Below are 16,399 nucleotides of genomic sequence, written 5' to 3' on the forward strand. Positions count from 1 at the left end.
GATCAAACCCCGACTGGCAGTTTGGAAAAAGCCCCCGGTCCAAACCGCGCAGAGACTTGGGCCACATGAATTTCGATGGGTCCGGTGGCGGAATCCTCGGCATGCATATTAGCCGTGTACGTCCAGTCGGGTGAAGCGACATCGACCTCCCTGAGAACGCGGTCTTTACTGACGACCCGCACGAGATAGTGCTCGCGCTCTTCTGCCAACGGTACATCGAGACCCGTCCAGTCATCACCGTCGATCCGGGTTCGCCGGATCCAACTGATCCTCAGATCTCCGCCATTCACTTTGGCGGCAAGGTGAACAGGAGAATACGGACGCAACCCGTTGCCATCGAACGCTTCCGTCAAATGCACGAAAGAAGGATCATCGTAACCGCGGCTCGACGGGCCGATCAGGAAATGGCGTGCAAGCCGCCTTTGAGAACCAGGGCTTTCCAGCTGTTGGACGGCATCGTCGATCAACACGAATACAGATCCTTCTGGCCAGGCTTCCGGCATGAAAGCATCGGATCCCAGTTGTCCCCGCAAACGCCCCCGCAACAGATACGTGCTTGGGCCGATCAGTTCAGCCTCGGTGAATTGGAACAGCTCCCAGCAGCCCGAGCTTCCGTCGCCGATTGCGGCGAGGTTCGCCCCGTTGAGGATCGAGTCTCGGGATTTCGTTTCCAATGCACCTCCCGTTAGCTTCACCTGAAGGTCCGGCCCCCGGTCCCAGACACCGACCTGCGCCTTTAACAGGGGAGTCTCCGTCACGCCAATGACGGCACGCCGATCTACCACAGCATCAAACCCGTAATCCTCGCCACTGAGCGATGAAAACACCGACACGCTCCCCGGCCAGGGCTGCGCTGTCACGGCGAGGTAAGGCGCGTGAGGCGTTTCTTCTCCGGTGAGCAAGGGCAAATCGAGGAATACTGGATAAACCGGTGTCGGCGCCACGAAGGGCCGGTATCCGGGTGCGTCATCGGGCATTTCCGCGGGATGGTATACGCTCGGTTCGATACGCACCGCCTCAAGGAGTTGCATCTCGCCCTGCTCCACGCGATCGATCCGGTAAAGCGCTTCGTTTTGTTCGGCAAGGGTCACAACGTCTCCCGCGCCCAGCGCCATGGCCGATGGCGGCAGCGCAAGACGCAGTGTATCGCGTGAAATCCGCGCTTCGGACAACCACCTTTCGACCGTCTGCCGGGCTTCGGCCCGACTCAAGGACAATGCCACTTCGCTGGTCGCCACGGAATGCGTGCGATCGTCCGGCAGCACGGCTTCTTCGGACAAGACGTCGTGATCGGCGTCGGCTTGTACGAAACGCAACCGTACCCGCCCGGCCATTTCCGCAGCAGATTCCCGACGCCTTTCCACATCCCCTTCCAGGTCAGGGTGGAGCGCCAACTTTCCCGCGTCCAGCGGCACGGGGTCTCCTCCGTCGCGCATGCGAAAGACAAGCATCCCGTCGCGCTCGATCGCGTCAAAACCATAGCGCAGCATCAAGGGTTGCAATGCCGCACGGGCGTCACCCATGTCCTCGACATGATAACCCCGGACGACACCACGAAGATTTGTGGTATCGATCGCCGTCACACCCGAGCGATGGCACAGTTCAGCCACCACCGAGGACAAGCTGCGCGAACCTGATCGCCCGTTGAGCCAATGACCCCTTGCATAGTTCGCGCCGTCATCCCACGGCCTCCGATTGTTCGGAAACGCCGGAAATGGTCGCGTGTCCCATGCCCAGACAAAGGCATTCGACAGATCCACCATCGCCCCGCCGTATTCGGGCGAAACCGGATTGTTTTCCGAATGTGACCAATGGCCAAGAACCGCGCGCAGGTATTGCCGCTGGATCAGGTCGTCCCGCAACCCGTTGGAATAGCGTGGCACCGACGATTCCGAAGACTTCGGATCAAGAAACTTGTTCGGCTGGTTCGTTCCCTTGTCGATGGCAGCGCAACCAAGTTCGGTAAACCAGAAAGGCTTGGACCGGGGGATCCATTCCGTGGGTTCCGCCTGACGGATCCCGCCGATCCGCTCATGATGGTCGTTTTCCCACCAGCTTCGCAGATCCTTGTAACGCCAGATCCAGTGTTCTCCGTGCGCCTCATCGACGATTGGTGTGCGTATCTGCGCTTCCGCTGCTTCGCGCGAGCGATAGCACCAATCGAACCCCTCACCCCCTTCGACATTCGAACCGAGATAGTCGAGGTCATAGATACTGCGCGCGCCTTTCGCATGATCGAGGTGGCCCGGCCCGTCTCTCCAGTCCGAAAGCGGCATGTAATTGTCGATGCCAATAAAATCGATATTGTCGTCCGCCCAGAGCGGATCGAGATGGAAATACCTGTCTCCGCTGCCATCTTGCGGCTGGTACCCGAAATACTCGCTCCAGTCCGCAGCGTAACCGATCTTGACGTCTGGCCCCAGCAGGCTTCGCACATCCGCAGCCAGAGTGCGCATCGCGGCCACGGCCGGAAACCCGTTCGCACCCCTGATCTGGGTCAGGCCGCGCATTTCCGAGCCGATGCAAAATGCGTCAACACCGCCTGCCGCCGCGCAAAGCGCCGCGTAATGCAAGATGAAACGGCGCATTCCCCATTCCTCGGGTCCGGAATACTGAATGATCCCGTCGCTCACCTGAAAATCCGAGGCCGAAGCCGTTCCGAAGAACGCCGCGACCTCAAGATCGGCTATGCCCGTCCCATCGGGAGAGGCATCCCGACCCGGCGCCTCGCTCAAGGTGATCCGGCCTCTCCATGGCAGCGCGGGCTGATCTTCGGCATCACTCCAGGGGTCGGGCAATCCGTTGCCCGCCATCTGTTCCATCAGGATGAAAGGATAGAACATGACGCGCTGGCCGCGCTCACGCATGTGCCGGATGGCTTCCACGACCGAGGCATCGGCAGGTGTTCCACCATAGATGGGCCGGTCATCCACGCGGGCGATCTCTTGTGCAGTCGCACGGGTCTGCCCGCCCGCCGTCCACGCCATGTTGATACCGTCGATACCCGCACGCTCCACCTTAGGTCTGATCGCGCACTCTCCGCAGCGCAGGTCGTCACCGAACCACGACACGATCAGGGACGCCGCGCCGCATCCCGGCACCTCGCCTTCCAGCGCGTCCATCGATGTCACGAAATCGGACTTGCCCGATGGCGAATTGCTGTTGGCGGCCCAAAAGCTGCCCGGCCCGTCCGAATAATTCACTTGCGTCGTCGCCAGCGCATACTCCCCGGTCCCCGGCATCAGGGCAACCGCCTTGACGATCTCGCCCAAGCGATCTTGGTACTCGGGCAACCCGGGCTGTTCGGCGCGCACCACCTCGAACGAAAATTGCGGCACCCGGTTTCCGAAAGCTTCAAGCGCCAAGTTCTCGATCACGACATAGGCGGTCCCCCGATATGCCGGCACTTGACCGGCACCTTCGACCGCCTCCATCACCGGATCGGGCAATTGATCATGCGTCCCGCGATAGACCCTCATGTTCAGATCAGCGGGTGCGATCTCTTCACCGTCAGCCCAGACACGACCGACAGTTGCGATCTCTCCTTCGCACAGCGCGATAGCCAAAGACACCGAGTAGCTGTAGCGGGTTGTCCTGGGTTGGGCCGGAGACCCCTTGCCACCCCCGGTCGTGGTGGCGGTCTCAACAAAATCAGACGCCCAGATCACCTGCCCGCCAACCCTCACACGGCCAAAGACCGATGCGATGGACGCGCCCTCCCCGGCCCGTGTCAGTCGGAACCGATCGACCTTGCCGGTCTCTACCGCCTCGGCACCGCCGCCCAACAGGCGCTGATCCAGCACCTTTCCGATCGTCGCGCCTACCGCCTTGCCCAGGCTGGCCGAGGCCATTCCGGCCACCGATCCGCCGATCGCTCCTCCGATCGCATTGCCAGCCGCGGACAGAAGTATCGTCGCCATCAGTTCACCTCCGGAAATTCGAACCTCGCGACGATCCGCTTCTTCCACGGCTCGCTCAGCGGGCTTTCAACCACGCCATGCCCTGAATAGGCATGAACGAAACTCGGGACCTCTCCCTCGCGGGCGAGAATACCCAGATGCTTGGCCACGCTGCCTTGACGCATGCGGAACAGCAGGACATCCCCCGGCATCGCGCCCGGCACGGGCACCTCGCGCAGATGGCGCCGCGCAGCCCGCCACAACCGCTCATCTCCCTGCGGTTCCGACCAATCCATGCTATAGGCTGGAGGCAATTCCGGCTCATCGCCCTGAACGGCCCGCCACACACCCCGGACCAACCCCAGGCAATCGGCCCCGGCGCCCTTGACCGACGCTTGATGGCGATAAGGCGTGCCGATCCAATTCCGCGCCGCAGCCACGACCTCGTCGCGCCTCATCGCCGACTACCCCCGGTGTTTGCGCCGGACTTTTTCGGGACCGCCATCAGCCAGTCTTCACCCGGAAGGTCCGGAAAGCCCTGAAAGTTCAGCACATTGTCGAACTTCAGCCGGCAGGTTTCCATCCGCTTGTCGCACCCCGCCGTCAGCCTCACCCGGTCGCCTTCGCTCAACTCGCCGCGGATTGGTTCCCACAACTCGATCAGCCGCGTGCCATCGTCGATTGCATCGCGCTTGATCAGCGCCCACAACCCTGCTGCGGCGCCATCAAGCACCGTCAGGCGGCCGCGCTGGAACCAACCGAGCTCGAACCCTGCCAACGCGTCCCAGCGCAACTTTGCCCGGTCTTCGATGGACTGTACCGTCACCTCGGCAACATATCCGGGCCTTGCCAGGTCGAACCCGCAAGCCAGGTCCCCAAGGACAGCGGTGCAGGGCTTTTGATACACTCGGCCCAACGGTCGGTTCAGCGCATCGGTCAACCCGCGCAGCTCGGCGTGGAATGCGCCGCCGCTGCGCCGCAACTCACCGATATGACCCCGAAATTTCAACCACCGTTGATCTGGCGCGGCCCAGTTGACCAACCAGGCCAGCACCTCGGCCCCATCCAGCCGCCCCTGCTCGATCTCGTCCTCGCTCAGCCCCGCATCGCTCAACGCGCCCAGCGCCTCGGTATTGTCCACAGACAGCCCCGTGGCCTGTTCCAGCGTCAAAGCGGTCAGCCCGCTATCGGCACGAAAGACAACCCCGTCGAACTCGATATCCCGATCATGGTCCGTGAACCCGTGCTGCACGCCATCCTCGCGCCGGATGGCCCAGCACCGGCACAGTGTCGTCACCCCGCTTTCAACATGCGCGCGGAACGCCTCGCTCATCCCCGACATCAGACGCGCACCTCCACAACCGGTACGTTCGGCACGTCGCCGGCCTGGAAACTGGCCACACTGGTCTGGATCCGGTCCGTATCGAACCGCACCGGCACATCGAACTCGAACCCGGCTGTGACCTGCACGCCTTCGCCCGGCGGCGAGGCGAAGGTCACAAGGCCGGAGGCCGTGTCCACCTCGTAATCCACGCCTTCGCGCTGTTCATCCTGATCCAGCCCGACGCGCACTGAACCCGCTACGGGCTTTGCAATTGGCCTCGCGTAAGAAAATGCGCCTGACCGGTAGGTCTTGACCAAGGGAAAGGCGACAGTGGCCCCATCCCCCTCGGCAATGACCTGGTCACCATGCGTGACTTCTCCCGAGGCGCGGCAGGACTTGAAATCCGACCAGTCCTTCCAGCGGAACCCGAACATCTGCCCGCGCCGCGCCTCGAAGAAGGCGATCAACATCTCGACATCGTCAAGCGAGCGCATGCCCAGCCCGGCGTCATAGCGCCTGCGCGAATGGGCCCAGGGCGTGTTACGCTCCTCGAACCCGTTGGCCAGCGTCACCACGTCCGTCCGCCGCTCAGGCCCGCCGACCGAGCCAAAACTCAGGTTCGCCGGAAATCTCACCTCGTGAAAGCTCATCGCCCCTCTCCCCGTTTACCGATTGCGATTGCCGCGTCCCAGCGCCCGGCTCATCTGCGCCGCGATCTGCCCCTGGCTGCGGCGGAATCCCTGAACATCGGGCGTGGTGATGTTCATCACCACGTTCACAGCCCGACCGCCGCCGCCCGAGTTGCGCACACCCAGCTTGCCATCCGCCCCGCGCGCCAGGGGCATGATCGCTTCCGGTCCCGCCTCGCCCATCAGCCCCGTGCCGCCCCGCATCGGAAAGGTCACGGGCCCGCTCACGACACCGCCATTGGCAAAGGGCATCACCCGCCCCTGCGAAAAAGAGCCGCCATCGGCAAAAGGCAGGATGCCCTCGACCAATCCGCCCACACCTTTCGCCAGAAGACCGCCGAAATGTTCCGTCACCGGTTTGATCGCGGCCGAATAGCTTGTGTTGATCATCGACCGCGCGATCGTCTCCAACGCGTCCGACAGCTTCATGCCGTCGAACACCACCCCGTCAAAGGCGCGGCGCAGGCCCTTGGACATCCCGCGCTCCAGCACGGCGGCATCCTTGCCAGTCGCGGCAAAGGCCTCCCGTACCCGGCGCAGTTCGGCATCGAACCCCGCCGCCATGGCCGCCGCATCGCCAAGGGCATCGCCCAAAGCCTCGCCCGATTGCTCCAGCTCGGTGAACCCGTCACGCTCCGTCATCGCTCTCTCCTTTTCCCTCGTCCGGCCCCGTGTCCGGCCAGGCCTCCAGCAGCGCGTCCAGCCCCGCGCGGGTCAGCGCGCCAACGCCGCCCGCCTGCCCCAGCATCAGCCGCAGCTCGGCGGGTGTCAGCGCCCAGAACTGCGCTGGCGTCAGGCGCAACCCCTGCAGACCGGCGCGCATCAGCGCCGGCCAGTCAAAGCCGTTCATCCCTGCTCCGGCAACATGAAGGCCCGCGCCAGAAGCTCCGCCGCAGCCCGCGCCGCGGCCATCGGCCCGCCTGCGATCTCGGCGCGCATCAGCTGGTCCCGGCCCATCTCTGCGCCGCCGCCACGCAATCCCGCCGAGATCAGCGCCAGCACGTCACGACTGGAATAGCCGCCCGCCTCGAACCGCTGCACCAGCTCGACGAGGGAGCCTGTTTCAAGCTCCACCTCCAGCTCGGCCAGCGCGCCCAAAGTCAGCTTGAGCACCCGACGCTGACCATCGATGGTCAGCGCCACCTCGCCCGTCCAAGGATTGGCCATGATCAAAGCGCCGTGAAGGTCAGCACACCGGCGCTGGCCAGCGACATCTCGTAGGTCGCCTCGCCATTGTGGCTGCCCGCATATTCGATCGCCGTCACCTGGAACGGGCCCTCGACGATGCCGAAATCCGGGATGATGACCTGGAAGGCCGGCGTTTCTCCGTCAAAGAACAACTGCCGCGCACGCTCGTCTGTCCCTGCGTCCTTGAACACGCCCGAGCCCGAGATCGCGGCCGATTTCACCCCCGCACCGCTCAGCAGCTCCCGCCATCCGCCCTGGCTCTCAAGGCTCGTCACATCCACGCTTTCCGCATTGAAACTCACCCGCGTGGCACGCAGCCCCGCGATGGTCTCGAACTGACCGCTGCCATTCATGTCCACCTTGACCAGCAGGTCCTTACCGTTCTGGGCACCCATGCTCTCTCTCCGATTCTAGAAATTCAGTTGTCTTCCAGCCGCGCGCGGAACCGCAGGTCGATCCGGCGAAGCCCACCCGATGTTCCGGCCTTGGCCCGCTCGAACCAGATCCCCACGATCCGGCCGCGCGCCAGCACCGGTGGCGCATCCTCCAGCCGGTCGCAGACGGCGCCGGCCAGGTCCTTTGCCCCGGCAAATCCCGCCGCACCGCTGATGACCGACACGGTAAAGCGATGCAGCGCGCCGCCACCCTCGCGGTCGGATGCCTCACGCACCTCTTCCGGGCCAAGCCGGACATAGGTTTCGGGCAACTCACCCTCGGGCAGCGCGTCATGCACCAAGCCCGACAGGCGCGGATCGGCGCTGAGCGTCGCGTAGATCGCCGTTTGCAGGGCTGCCGCCATGCCATAACTCATGCTGCCACCTCCTCGTCCGCGAAACAGGTCAGATAGCTCCCGCGCCCGTCACTCTCGGCAACGGCGCGGATCACCCAGACACGCGCGCCATCGCGAAACCTCTGCTCCGGTGCGGGCCGCATGGTCGAGCCCACGGGCGCGCCGCGCACCACGATGCGATACCCGGTGCGCGACACCTGCACTCCACCCACGTCCCGCTCGCGCCCGGTGCGCGCCGTCACCTCTGCCCAAAGCGTGCCCACGGCCTGCCAGCTTTCGACATAGCCGCCCGCACCATCCGGCACGCGTCCCGGCTCTTCGAGCACGAGGGCCCGGTTCAAATGCGGCTGCCTCATCGCACCACTCCCATCCCGAACCGCACCACGCGGTAACGCTGGATCAGGGTCGTCACGCCGAACGGCATGCAGCCATCTCCCAGCGCCGTCTCGTTGCGGTACTCGTAGTAATGCGCCGCCAGCAGCAGCACCGCCTGCGCCAGATCGGCCGGCAGATCATCCCATGCGGCCGCCATCCCCGCGGTAAAGGCGATGCGCACCGACCCACCCGTGCCCAGCGATGGCAACAAGGTCCCGCGCGGGCGCAGCACCGGGCGCTGCCCGTCCTGCTCAAGGCGCACGGCCCCCGGCTCCAGCACCGTCTCGGACCCGCCCGCATCGCGCAACGCCACCCCGTCCACCGACACCACCGGCGCAACCGGCAATACCTCGCCATAGCGGTCGCGCCACGCGGTCAGCACCCAGGTGAACGCGCGCGCGATCAACACCTTGCCGGTCCGCGCTTCGATCGCCGCGATTGCCGCCCGCAGGAAGCTTTCCAACACCGCATCCTGCACCGCATCCTCGGCAAACCCGGTTCCCAGCCGCAGATGCGCCTTGAACTGCGCGACCGGCAGCGCCGCCTGCGGAACCGTGGTCTCTTCGTTCAACATCATCCCATAACTCCACCAAGCTCGGACCCCTCCGGGCCGTCATTTCTGCGAAAACCGGGCGCGGTCCGCGCGCCCCACGCCGCTCGGACGGAGGGGAGCAGCTAGACGACGCAAGGCCGGATACGCGACCCGCGCCCGCGACCCGGGGGGCGATCACCCTCCCCCCGGGATCCGGTCCGCTTACGCGGTGCCGAATTTCAGCAGTTTGATCGCGGCGAAATCGCTCACGTCACCGCCGACGCGCTTGGTGGCGTAGAACAGGACATGCGGCTTGGCGCTGAACGGGTCGCGCAGCACGCGCAGGTCGGGCCGCTCGGCCACGGTATAGCCCGCGTGGAAATCACCGAACGCGATAGAGTAGCTGTCGGTCGCGGGCTCGGGCATGTCCTCGGCGATCAGCACCGGGTAACCCATCAGCCGCGCGGGCTCACCCGCTGCCAGCCCGTCCGACCACAGGAAGCGGCCATCGCCGTCCTTCAGTTTGCGGATGATCCCTGCGGTCTTCGAACTCATGACAAAGCTCGCATTGGCCCGGTACTGCGCGCCCAGCGCATAGACCAGGTCGACAATCGCCTCGGCCGTGACCTCTCCGGCGGCGCCCGTCGGCACATAGCCCAGATTGCCCCAGGCCCAGACATCGTTGTCGACCTTGGCATGGGTCAGGAAGCCGCGCGGCTTGTCCTGCCCGTCGCCATTGACAAAGGCCGCCGCCTCGGCGCGCGCGAACTTGTTCGCGATCCGCTCGGCCAGCCAGCCCTCGACATCGAACGCGCTGTCATCCAGCAGGCGCTGGCTTGCCTTGGGCAGCGCGCTCAGCTCGTGCAGCGGGATAGAGATACGGTCGATCGACGGCGTACCCGTCTCGGCAGTGGCCGAGGTTTCGTCAGCCCAGCCCGCGCCCATGTCGGCATGATCGACCAGCACGTCAAAGGAATTCGCCTCGACATTCACCACCTGCGCGATGGATCGGATCGACGCCGTCGAACGCAGCACCGACTTGATCGCCTCGGCCGTTTGCGGATCGACAAGATAGCCGCCATCGCTGTTGACCACGGTCGACAGCGACTTCGCTTCGATCTCCAGCCCGCGCAGCCCGTCATCGTCGCCCGAACGCAGATAGGCGTCGAACGCTTTCTGATGCGGGGCACCGGCGTCAGTAGCGGCGGCAAGATGCGGGCGCGCCGCAAGGTGAGATTTACGATCCAGCATGGTCAGTCGCTCTTCTGCTTGTGTCAAACGGTTGTTCATATCGTCGCGGAACCCCTTGAATTCGCTGACGAAGCCGGTCATCGCCTGCTTCACCTCGCGAACCATCGGGTTGCCCCCATCACTCGTGCTCATCGGCATGCCCCTTTCACCGGGTTGAAGTTCGGTGCCAGCCCCGCGCCAGCTCCTGCCGGGCCTCGTCGAGGACCTCGGCGATACTGCGCCAGGTATCGGTGCAGGGCGCATCGCCCTTGGCCGCCACCCGCGCACTGGGCAGCATCGGAAAGGTCACCAGTGACACCTCCCAAAGCTCCAGTTCGGTCAGGAGCCTGCGGCCCCTGTCATCCTTCTGCGCACGTCTGGTGCGATAGCCGATCGACAGCCCGTCAATAGCCCCTGCGGCGATCAGCGCCGCCGCCTCGCGGCCCTTTTGCGTGCTGTCCAGCAGGCGCCCCTTGACCCGCAGGCCCCGCGCATCCTCGCGCAGCTCGTCCCAGACCCCGATGGGCTGGGCCGGATCGTGCTGCCACAGCATCTTGACCCGGCGTCCCTCGGCCTCCAGCGCCTTGAGGCTGGACGCATAGGCCCCCGGCTGCACGCAATCGCCGCCCTGGTCGATCTGCCCGAAGAGGCTTGCATAGCCCTCGATCACCGCGCCGTCGCTCACCGACAGCCCATCGCCGAACCGGGCGAACTTGGTCTCTAGCCCGCTTTCCATCTGCATGAGAAACTCCTTGTAACTGCCTGCAAACCCTCAGGGTGTGGCGACGAGAATGGATTGGAACAACTGCCCTACGATGGCCGCCGCCACGCCGTAGACGGCCAGCCACAACCGTCGCTCCAGCCGCGCGATCAACTCTTCGAGCTGGTCCAGCCGGTGGCACAGGTGTTCGTGCTGGATCGCCGCGACCCGCTCATGCGCCGCCAGCTTCATCCCCGGCGCACAGTCAAAGGGCGGATAGCCCGGACCATCAGCCATCGGCCGGTTCCGCCAGCGCGGGCAGACCCAGAAGCGCCCGCTTCTCCGCCGCGGTCAGGAAATCGGCCCGCGCCACGCGCGCCCATTGCGCATCGCGCTCGGCCGACAGTGCCGGCACCTGGTCCATGTCGGGTTTCAGCTCCAGCGCTTCGCCCGACAGGCCCGACAACCATTCCGACACCGCCGCCGCCACCCGCGTCACCAGGGGCAGAACGGTCAGGCGATAGAACGCCCGATTGGCCTCCTGGTAGTTCGAATAGGTCGCGTCACCGGCGATCCCCAGCAGCATCGGGGGCACGCCAAAGGCCAGCGCGATCTCGCGGGCGGCGGCTTCCTTGGTCTTTTGAAACTCCATGTCCGAGGGCGAGAACCCCATCGGTTTCCAGTCGAGGCCACCTTCCAGAACCATCGGTCGCCCGGCATTGCGCGCCCCGCGATAATTCGCGTCGATCTCGTCCGAGAGGCGGCGGAACTGCTCCTCGGCCATCACGCCCTGGCCGTCGCCCCCCTTCCACACCAGCGCGCCCGAGGGCCGCGCTGCATTGTCCAACAAGGATTTCGACCAGCGCGACGCCGCGTTGTGCACATCGATCGCCATCGCCGCCGCCTGCAGCGCCGAGAACCCGTAATGATCGTCCTGCGGATGAAAGGACTTGATGTGACAGACCGCCTCGGCGGCAAAGCGATGCTTCTTGGCCCCCACCGCGTATTCGTAGCCCACCGGCCAGCCATCGGCCCCCGGCACCACGCTCATCCGGTCCGAGCGCAGCACGTGCAGCTCCAGCGGCAGCGACCCTTCGCCCGCCACAGCCTCGACATAGGCATTGCCCGATAGAAGCAACTGCCCGAACAGCGCCTCCAGCAGTTCCGCCTTGCCCTGCGCCGCATTTGGGCGACGCACCAGCGCCATCATCGGATGCGTCTCGTAGCGGCGTTCGGCATCCTGCAAGACCAGTGGCAGCGCCGCCGCCGCCTCGGCGATCAGCTTTACGCAGCGAAAGCCCACCGGGTTGCCCGAAAACCCCGTCCTGGTCAGCGAGACCGCGTCGCGCGGGCTCCAGGCCACCCGACCCGCCCCGTGCCATGCCACCACCGGCCCTGCCGCGCTTGCCTTGGCCTCGGGCGCCTCGGCCGGTGCCCCACGACGCAAGAAATCGAATACCATGCTTGACGCTCCTATCTTCTTACCGCCGCTCTCATCGGCCGTCGTTGGAAAGGGTTATCCAGCAAAGAGGTTTACGATGCCGGACAGGGGCGTACGGCACTGGCGCAACGCCTACGCTTTGACGGGACGGTCAGGCGACGCCCCAGCTCTCCCAGCTTGTCGGAAAAGAATGCCCCAGCGCCCGCCAGAACAGCATCAGCTGCCCGTGGTGCAGCGCCTCGTGGGCGATCAGGCGTACCATGTGCAGATCGCGCGACACGCGCTCGCCGAACCAGTTGATGAGTTGAGGGGGATCGGGTTGCGCCATGACGCGACAATGCCACGCGTTCAGATCCGCGAGATAACCGGCAAGCTCACGCGCCGTCACGCCCCCCGTGTAGCGGCCAGCACCCGTGCCGAACGCCATCTTGCCGGTCTCCAACCCGGCCAGATACTCGGCATGGACCCGCCCCATGTGGCGGAACTGCTTCCACAGCGGACCGCTTTGGGGATGCAGTGAAAATTGCAGATCGTCGGGGGAGCAATTGGCCAGCAGGTCCACGGTCAAACCACGCATGTGGTCCCACTCGGCCTGCAAACCTGTCATCGGACGCGCTCCGTTCGCCTGTGCGATAACTCGCACGGTATCGGAACCATAGCTGCGCCCGCGCCGCCCGATCAAGCAGGCGGCGCTCTGCTTCGCGGAGGCCTAGACTGCCCGCAGGCGCGGCCTGCGCATCTGCGCCGCCGGAGAGATCATCAGCTCGTGCAGCGCCCAGACCAACGCATCGACCCGGTCGGGCGATCCCTGCCCTTCGAATCCCCGCGCCGTCATCAGGCACATCTGCTCTTCCAGCGCGTCCAGCCCCGGCAAATGCCGCACCCGCCCCTGTTCGTAAAGCGCCGCCACCGGTTCGGCCCGCGCGCTCTTGCCGCGCGCAGCGCGCACCGCGCGGAACGGGGTCAGCGGTGCCACCTGCCGCACCACCTCCTCGACCAGTTGGCCACCCTGGTTGACCTCGGCCACCAGCCGCTCGGCCCCATAAGCGTCCATCGCGTCGATCGCCGCCCGCGCCCAGCCCGACGGCCCCAGACCGCTCACCGTGCAATCGGCCAGCACATAGGCGCGCCACTCCTCGGGCGGTCCCTGCAACTGCGCCCCGGCCACCACGATACCGCACTCATCCGCGGCCGCGCCCGAACTGACCGCCGGATCCAGCGCCACGACCACGCGGTCCAGAACCGGCGCACGCGCAACCTGCGCGGCCTCCAGCATCGACCCGGTCCACAGCGCGCCCTCGGCATCCGCCAGCAGGACGCCATCCAGCTCCTGCCGACCCAGCCGCGTGCCCGCATAGCGCGCGCGCACCTCCTGCAAGAAAGACTCGGCCAGGTTCGCCCTGTTCGCCTCGGTGGGCGCATGGGTCACCACCGTCGATGGCGCAGCCAGCAGCGCCTTCAACACCGGCACGTTGCGCGGCGTCGTGGTCACGCAGACCTGCGGATGCTCTCCCAACCGCAGCGCGAATTGCAGCATGTCCCATGTCTCGCCGGCCTTCTTCCACTTGGCCAGCTCATCCACCCATGCCGCGTCGAATTGCGGCCCGCGCAACGCCTCGGGGTCGGCCGCTGAAAACGCCTGCGCCTCGGCCCCGTTCGGCCAGACCAGCTTGCGCTCGGACGCCTTCCACCGCGGGCGCCGGTCCGGCGGCGAACAGGCAAGGATGCCGCTGTCACCGAAAACCATCACGTCGCGCACCTGGTCATAGGTCTCCCCCACCAGCGCCACGCGCCGTGCATGGCCCTCGTCCAGCGGCTTCGACCCTTCGACCTGCGCGCGCACCCATTCCGCACCGGCCCGCGTCTTGCCTGCACCGCGCCCGCCCATGATGATCCATGACCGCCACGTCCCCTCGGGCGGCAGCTGGTGCGGCAGCGCCCAGAATTCGAAAAGGAAAGGGAGGGCACACAGCCCCCCCTCCCCGATTTCACTCAGAAACTGATCCCGCACCGCAGCAGGCGCGGAGGCGAGCCAGGCGGCACCCGATCTCAGACCGGGCCCGTTCAAGATCGAGGGCATAGCCCCCTTGGGCGATCCCTGCTTGTCTGGTGTGATGTTCGACAAAACTCGTCTCCACTTTCTGACAACTGCGGATCAGGCTGTCGACCTGACCCAGTTGCTTGCTGGTGCCTGCAAGATCCGCATCCTCCCCGGCCGCCAGCCGCTTCCGCAGGTCTTCTGCCGCGTTACGCAACTCGCGAATGGATGTCTCGAGCGACTGCAACAGGTCAGCCGTCCGGGAAATCCGCTCCTCCGGGGTAATCAAAGTCATGCTCATCGACCTCATGCGTGAGTGATCTCCGCACGAGAGACATGAAAAAACGCCCACCGGAGATCCTCCGGGGCCGCTCACCCAAGTCTTCTAGCATGACACAACCTATACGAGAAACCGCGCGCAAGGTCAAGCTGCCCGGCAACAGCCTCGCAACGGTTCATCGGGCGACGAAGTCACGAATCATTAAACCCAATCATCACGAAAGAAATCCCCACAGGGCAATTACCACGGGTAATTATTATCAAATCGGGAATTTGAATCACTTCAGCAATCTAAGGTTGCTAATATCATCATTTATTCTCGCCTAATTAATTATCATATTGACTATACTTTCACTTAAAACTATTTCCTTTCTCACTGCCTTATTCTCGCCATGTTTCGAATAGAACGCCGAAAACCACCTGTTTTCAGATGGTTATTTCGTCTTGAGAAGGCAGTTGAAGAGTTCTGTTGCAGGCGCCAGACCCTCTTGGCGCTTGCCTGTAAATGGGGGTGCCCAAAGTGGCCACGTACAAAATATTTGACCGGATCGAAACGACTCCGGGCAGCAGCAAGGAAACGTCCTTTCAGGTCTGGGTGACCGACGGGCTTTTGCAATTCGTGATCGACGGCGAAATTCGCCACGATATCGACTCGGTCGAGGATTTCCTGATCGAAACCGCGAAAATCCTGAACAAGAACAATAACGAAGACGGCTCCATCGTCGAAAGCGTTGGTTCGATCAGCGACAATGCTCTCGAAAACTACGAAGGCGGCAAAGGCCCGGTTCTCGATTCCAACGGAACCAACCCGTCCATTTCGCTTCAGGATGACGGCACCGAGGTCAAGATCGCCAATGGCGGTGTCGGCGGCTCGTTCCGGGTCGATTTCGGAACCGGCGCACAGGCCGAGGCCGAGGCAGGCGCCTTCAATGCCTTTGCACAGGATCTGCTCGGCAAGGCGACCGTGACGCAACAAGAGGTCCTGACCGGCATCCAGATCGGCGACTACAGCCGCACCGTCACCGTCTCGACCCGCGACGACGATGTCAGGCAGATCAAGTTCAAATCGACCGGCGACGCCAAGGATCTGAGCTGGGCCGACATCTACATCGACGATCTCGCCGAACAATTCGGCGGATGGAAGCTCGGCAATGGCAATGTCAGCGATCTGGGCTACACCGCGAACCAGATCAACATCAGGGACGACGTCAAGGTCAGCCTGGGCGCTCAGGGTGTCGGTGGCAGCGAGCTGTTCGAGTTCGCCGATAACGCGACGGCTCAGGCATTCCTCGACACCGTCAAGGCCGATTTCACCGGCGACCGGCGCGCAATCATCAACGAAGCCATCGAAATCATCGCAGACGGTCTCGGCGGCACCCAGATCAAGAACGGCAATGTCAGCACCAGCTACAAAGCCAACCAGATCAAGCTGATCGGGGCCGACAAGGATATTGTCGATCTCGGCAGCCAGGGTGTCGGCGGCAAGGAACGCTATGAATTCGACGATCAGGCCACCGCGCAGCAGTTCATCGACCAGGTCCGCGACGCGGTCGGGGTCGAAGCCCGTGAAGGCTCGCTGGTAGATGAGTTCGTGTACAAGGTATCGGGCGGCGCGGGCATCTCCGGCTCGCCGACCTTTGTCGGCAAGGATGATTTCGTCGCCTTCATCGCCGAGGAATTCGGCGGCGACATGAAAAAGAACGGCTCGGTCAGCGAAAGCTTCGCGGGTGGCGGCCGGATCGTCGGGGATGGCACCGATGTTCAGCTCGGCCCCAAGGGCGTCGGCGGCAAGGAGATCTGGGATTTCGAAGACGCGGCCACGGCCAACGCCTTCATCGGCACGCTCGACGATATTTTCGGCTGATCGCCGGAACCCCTGAAAACAAAACGCCCGGAGCCATCACGGCTCCGGGC

General features: G+C 64.4%; 18 protein-coding genes. 1 reads left to right on the forward strand and 17 read right to left on the reverse strand.

What is annotated here, in order from left to right:
- Window positions 1-2 precede the first annotated feature (2 nt).
- The 17 genes from ACFORG_RS14375 to ACFORG_RS14455 all read right to left on the reverse strand — a co-directional run bounded on the left by ACFORG_RS14375 (window position 3) and on the right by ACFORG_RS14455 (window position 14,248).
- Window positions 3-3,920, reverse strand: a complete 3,918-nt coding sequence (locus ACFORG_RS14375; RefSeq protein WP_386736231.1) for a baseplate multidomain protein megatron — start codon at window positions 3,918-3,920, stop codon at window positions 3-5.
- The gene (locus ACFORG_RS14380) at window positions 3,920-4,357 is read right to left on the reverse strand and encodes an NlpC/P60 family protein (RefSeq protein ID WP_386736232.1); all 438 of its coding nucleotides are present in this window, start codon (window positions 4,355-4,357) and stop codon (window positions 3,920-3,922) included. The genes ACFORG_RS14375 and ACFORG_RS14380 overlap by 1 nt, the downstream gene beginning before the upstream one ends.
- Window positions 4,354-5,241 carry a DUF2163 domain-containing protein gene (locus ACFORG_RS14385; RefSeq protein ID WP_386736233.1) on the reverse strand — a complete coding sequence of 296 codons (888 nt, stop codon included), beginning with the start codon at window positions 5,239-5,241 and terminating at the stop codon, window positions 4,354-4,356. Before ACFORG_RS14385 ends, ACFORG_RS14380 begins: the two co-directional genes overlap by 4 nt.
- A complete protein-coding gene (locus ACFORG_RS14390) occupies window positions 5,241-5,873 on the reverse strand; it encodes a phage distal tail protein, Rcc01695 family (protein ID WP_386736234.1) in 633 nt (210 codons plus the stop codon). Before ACFORG_RS14390 ends, ACFORG_RS14385 begins: the two co-directional genes overlap by 1 nt.
- Window positions 5,874-5,888: 15 nt before the next feature.
- On the reverse strand, window positions 5,889-6,554 hold the full coding sequence (locus tag ACFORG_RS14395; protein ID WP_386736235.1) for a phage tail tape measure protein: 666 nt from the start codon (window positions 6,552-6,554) through the stop codon (window positions 5,889-5,891).
- Window positions 6,541-6,762: a rcc01693 family protein gene (locus tag ACFORG_RS14400; RefSeq protein WP_386736236.1), complete on the reverse strand. Its 222-nt coding sequence runs from the start codon at window positions 6,760-6,762 to the stop codon at window positions 6,541-6,543. The genes ACFORG_RS14395 and ACFORG_RS14400 overlap by 14 nt, the downstream gene beginning before the upstream one ends.
- Window positions 6,759-7,079 carry a gene transfer agent family protein gene (locus ACFORG_RS14405; RefSeq protein WP_386736237.1) on the reverse strand — a complete coding sequence of 107 codons (321 nt, stop codon included), beginning with the start codon at window positions 7,077-7,079 and terminating at the stop codon, window positions 6,759-6,761. Before ACFORG_RS14405 ends, ACFORG_RS14400 begins: the two co-directional genes overlap by 4 nt.
- Before the next feature lie 2 nt (window positions 7,080-7,081).
- Window positions 7,082-7,495, reverse strand: coding sequence for a phage major tail protein, TP901-1 family (locus ACFORG_RS14410; RefSeq protein ID WP_386736238.1), 414 nt, complete (start codon window positions 7,493-7,495; stop codon window positions 7,082-7,084).
- Window positions 7,496-7,518: 23 nt separating this feature from the next.
- Window positions 7,519-7,911 (reverse strand): DUF3168 domain-containing protein, encoded by a 393-nt coding sequence (locus ACFORG_RS14415; RefSeq protein ID WP_386736239.1) that lies wholly within the window; start codon window positions 7,909-7,911, stop codon window positions 7,519-7,521.
- Window positions 7,908-8,246, reverse strand: coding sequence for a head-tail adaptor protein (locus ACFORG_RS14420; RefSeq protein ID WP_386736240.1), 339 nt, complete (start codon window positions 8,244-8,246; stop codon window positions 7,908-7,910). The genes ACFORG_RS14415 and ACFORG_RS14420 overlap by 4 nt, the downstream gene beginning before the upstream one ends.
- Window positions 8,243-8,842: a head-tail connector protein gene (locus ACFORG_RS14425; protein WP_386736241.1), complete on the reverse strand. Its 600-nt coding sequence runs from the start codon at window positions 8,840-8,842 to the stop codon at window positions 8,243-8,245. Before ACFORG_RS14425 ends, ACFORG_RS14420 begins: the two co-directional genes overlap by 4 nt.
- A gap of 177 nt (window positions 8,843-9,019) precedes the next feature.
- Window positions 9,020-10,180 (reverse strand): phage major capsid protein, encoded by a 1,161-nt coding sequence (locus tag ACFORG_RS14430; protein WP_386736242.1) that lies wholly within the window; start codon window positions 10,178-10,180, stop codon window positions 9,020-9,022.
- 13 nt (window positions 10,181-10,193) lie between these two features.
- Window positions 10,194-10,769 carry an HK97 family phage prohead protease gene (locus ACFORG_RS14435; RefSeq protein WP_386736243.1) on the reverse strand — a complete coding sequence of 192 codons (576 nt, stop codon included), beginning with the start codon at window positions 10,767-10,769 and terminating at the stop codon, window positions 10,194-10,196.
- A gap of 30 nt (window positions 10,770-10,799) precedes the next feature.
- Window positions 10,800-11,024 carry a GTA head formation protein, RCAP_rcc01685 family gene (locus tag ACFORG_RS14440; RefSeq protein WP_386736244.1) on the reverse strand — a complete coding sequence of 75 codons (225 nt, stop codon included), beginning with the start codon at window positions 11,022-11,024 and terminating at the stop codon, window positions 10,800-10,802.
- Complete coding sequence (locus ACFORG_RS14445; RefSeq protein WP_386736245.1) at window positions 11,017-12,189, reverse strand: phage portal protein; 1,173 nt, start codon at window positions 12,187-12,189, stop codon at window positions 11,017-11,019. Before ACFORG_RS14445 ends, ACFORG_RS14440 begins: the two co-directional genes overlap by 8 nt.
- Before the next feature lie 130 nt (window positions 12,190-12,319).
- Entirely contained in the window at window positions 12,320-12,775 is a 456-nt protein-coding gene (locus ACFORG_RS14450; RefSeq protein ID WP_386736246.1) for a DinB family protein, read from the reverse strand.
- A gap of 102 nt (window positions 12,776-12,877) precedes the next feature.
- On the reverse strand, window positions 12,878-14,248 hold the full coding sequence (locus ACFORG_RS14455; protein ID WP_386736612.1) for a DNA-packaging protein: 1,371 nt from the start codon (window positions 14,246-14,248) through the stop codon (window positions 12,878-12,880).
- Window positions 14,249-15,005: 757 nt separating this feature from the next.
- On the opposite strand from ACFORG_RS14455, the gene ACFORG_RS14460 reads away from it, so the two are divergent.
- The gene (locus tag ACFORG_RS14460; protein WP_386736247.1) at window positions 15,006-16,349 is read left to right on the forward strand and encodes a hypothetical protein; all 1,344 of its coding nucleotides are present in this window, start codon (window positions 15,006-15,008) and stop codon (window positions 16,347-16,349) included.
- Window positions 16,350-16,399: the final 50 nt, after the last annotated feature.

It is taken from the genome of Lutimaribacter marinistellae, assembly GCF_042648365.1.
Classification (GTDB): Bacteria; Pseudomonadota; Alphaproteobacteria; order Rhodobacterales; family Rhodobacteraceae; genus Lutimaribacter_A; species Lutimaribacter_A marinistellae.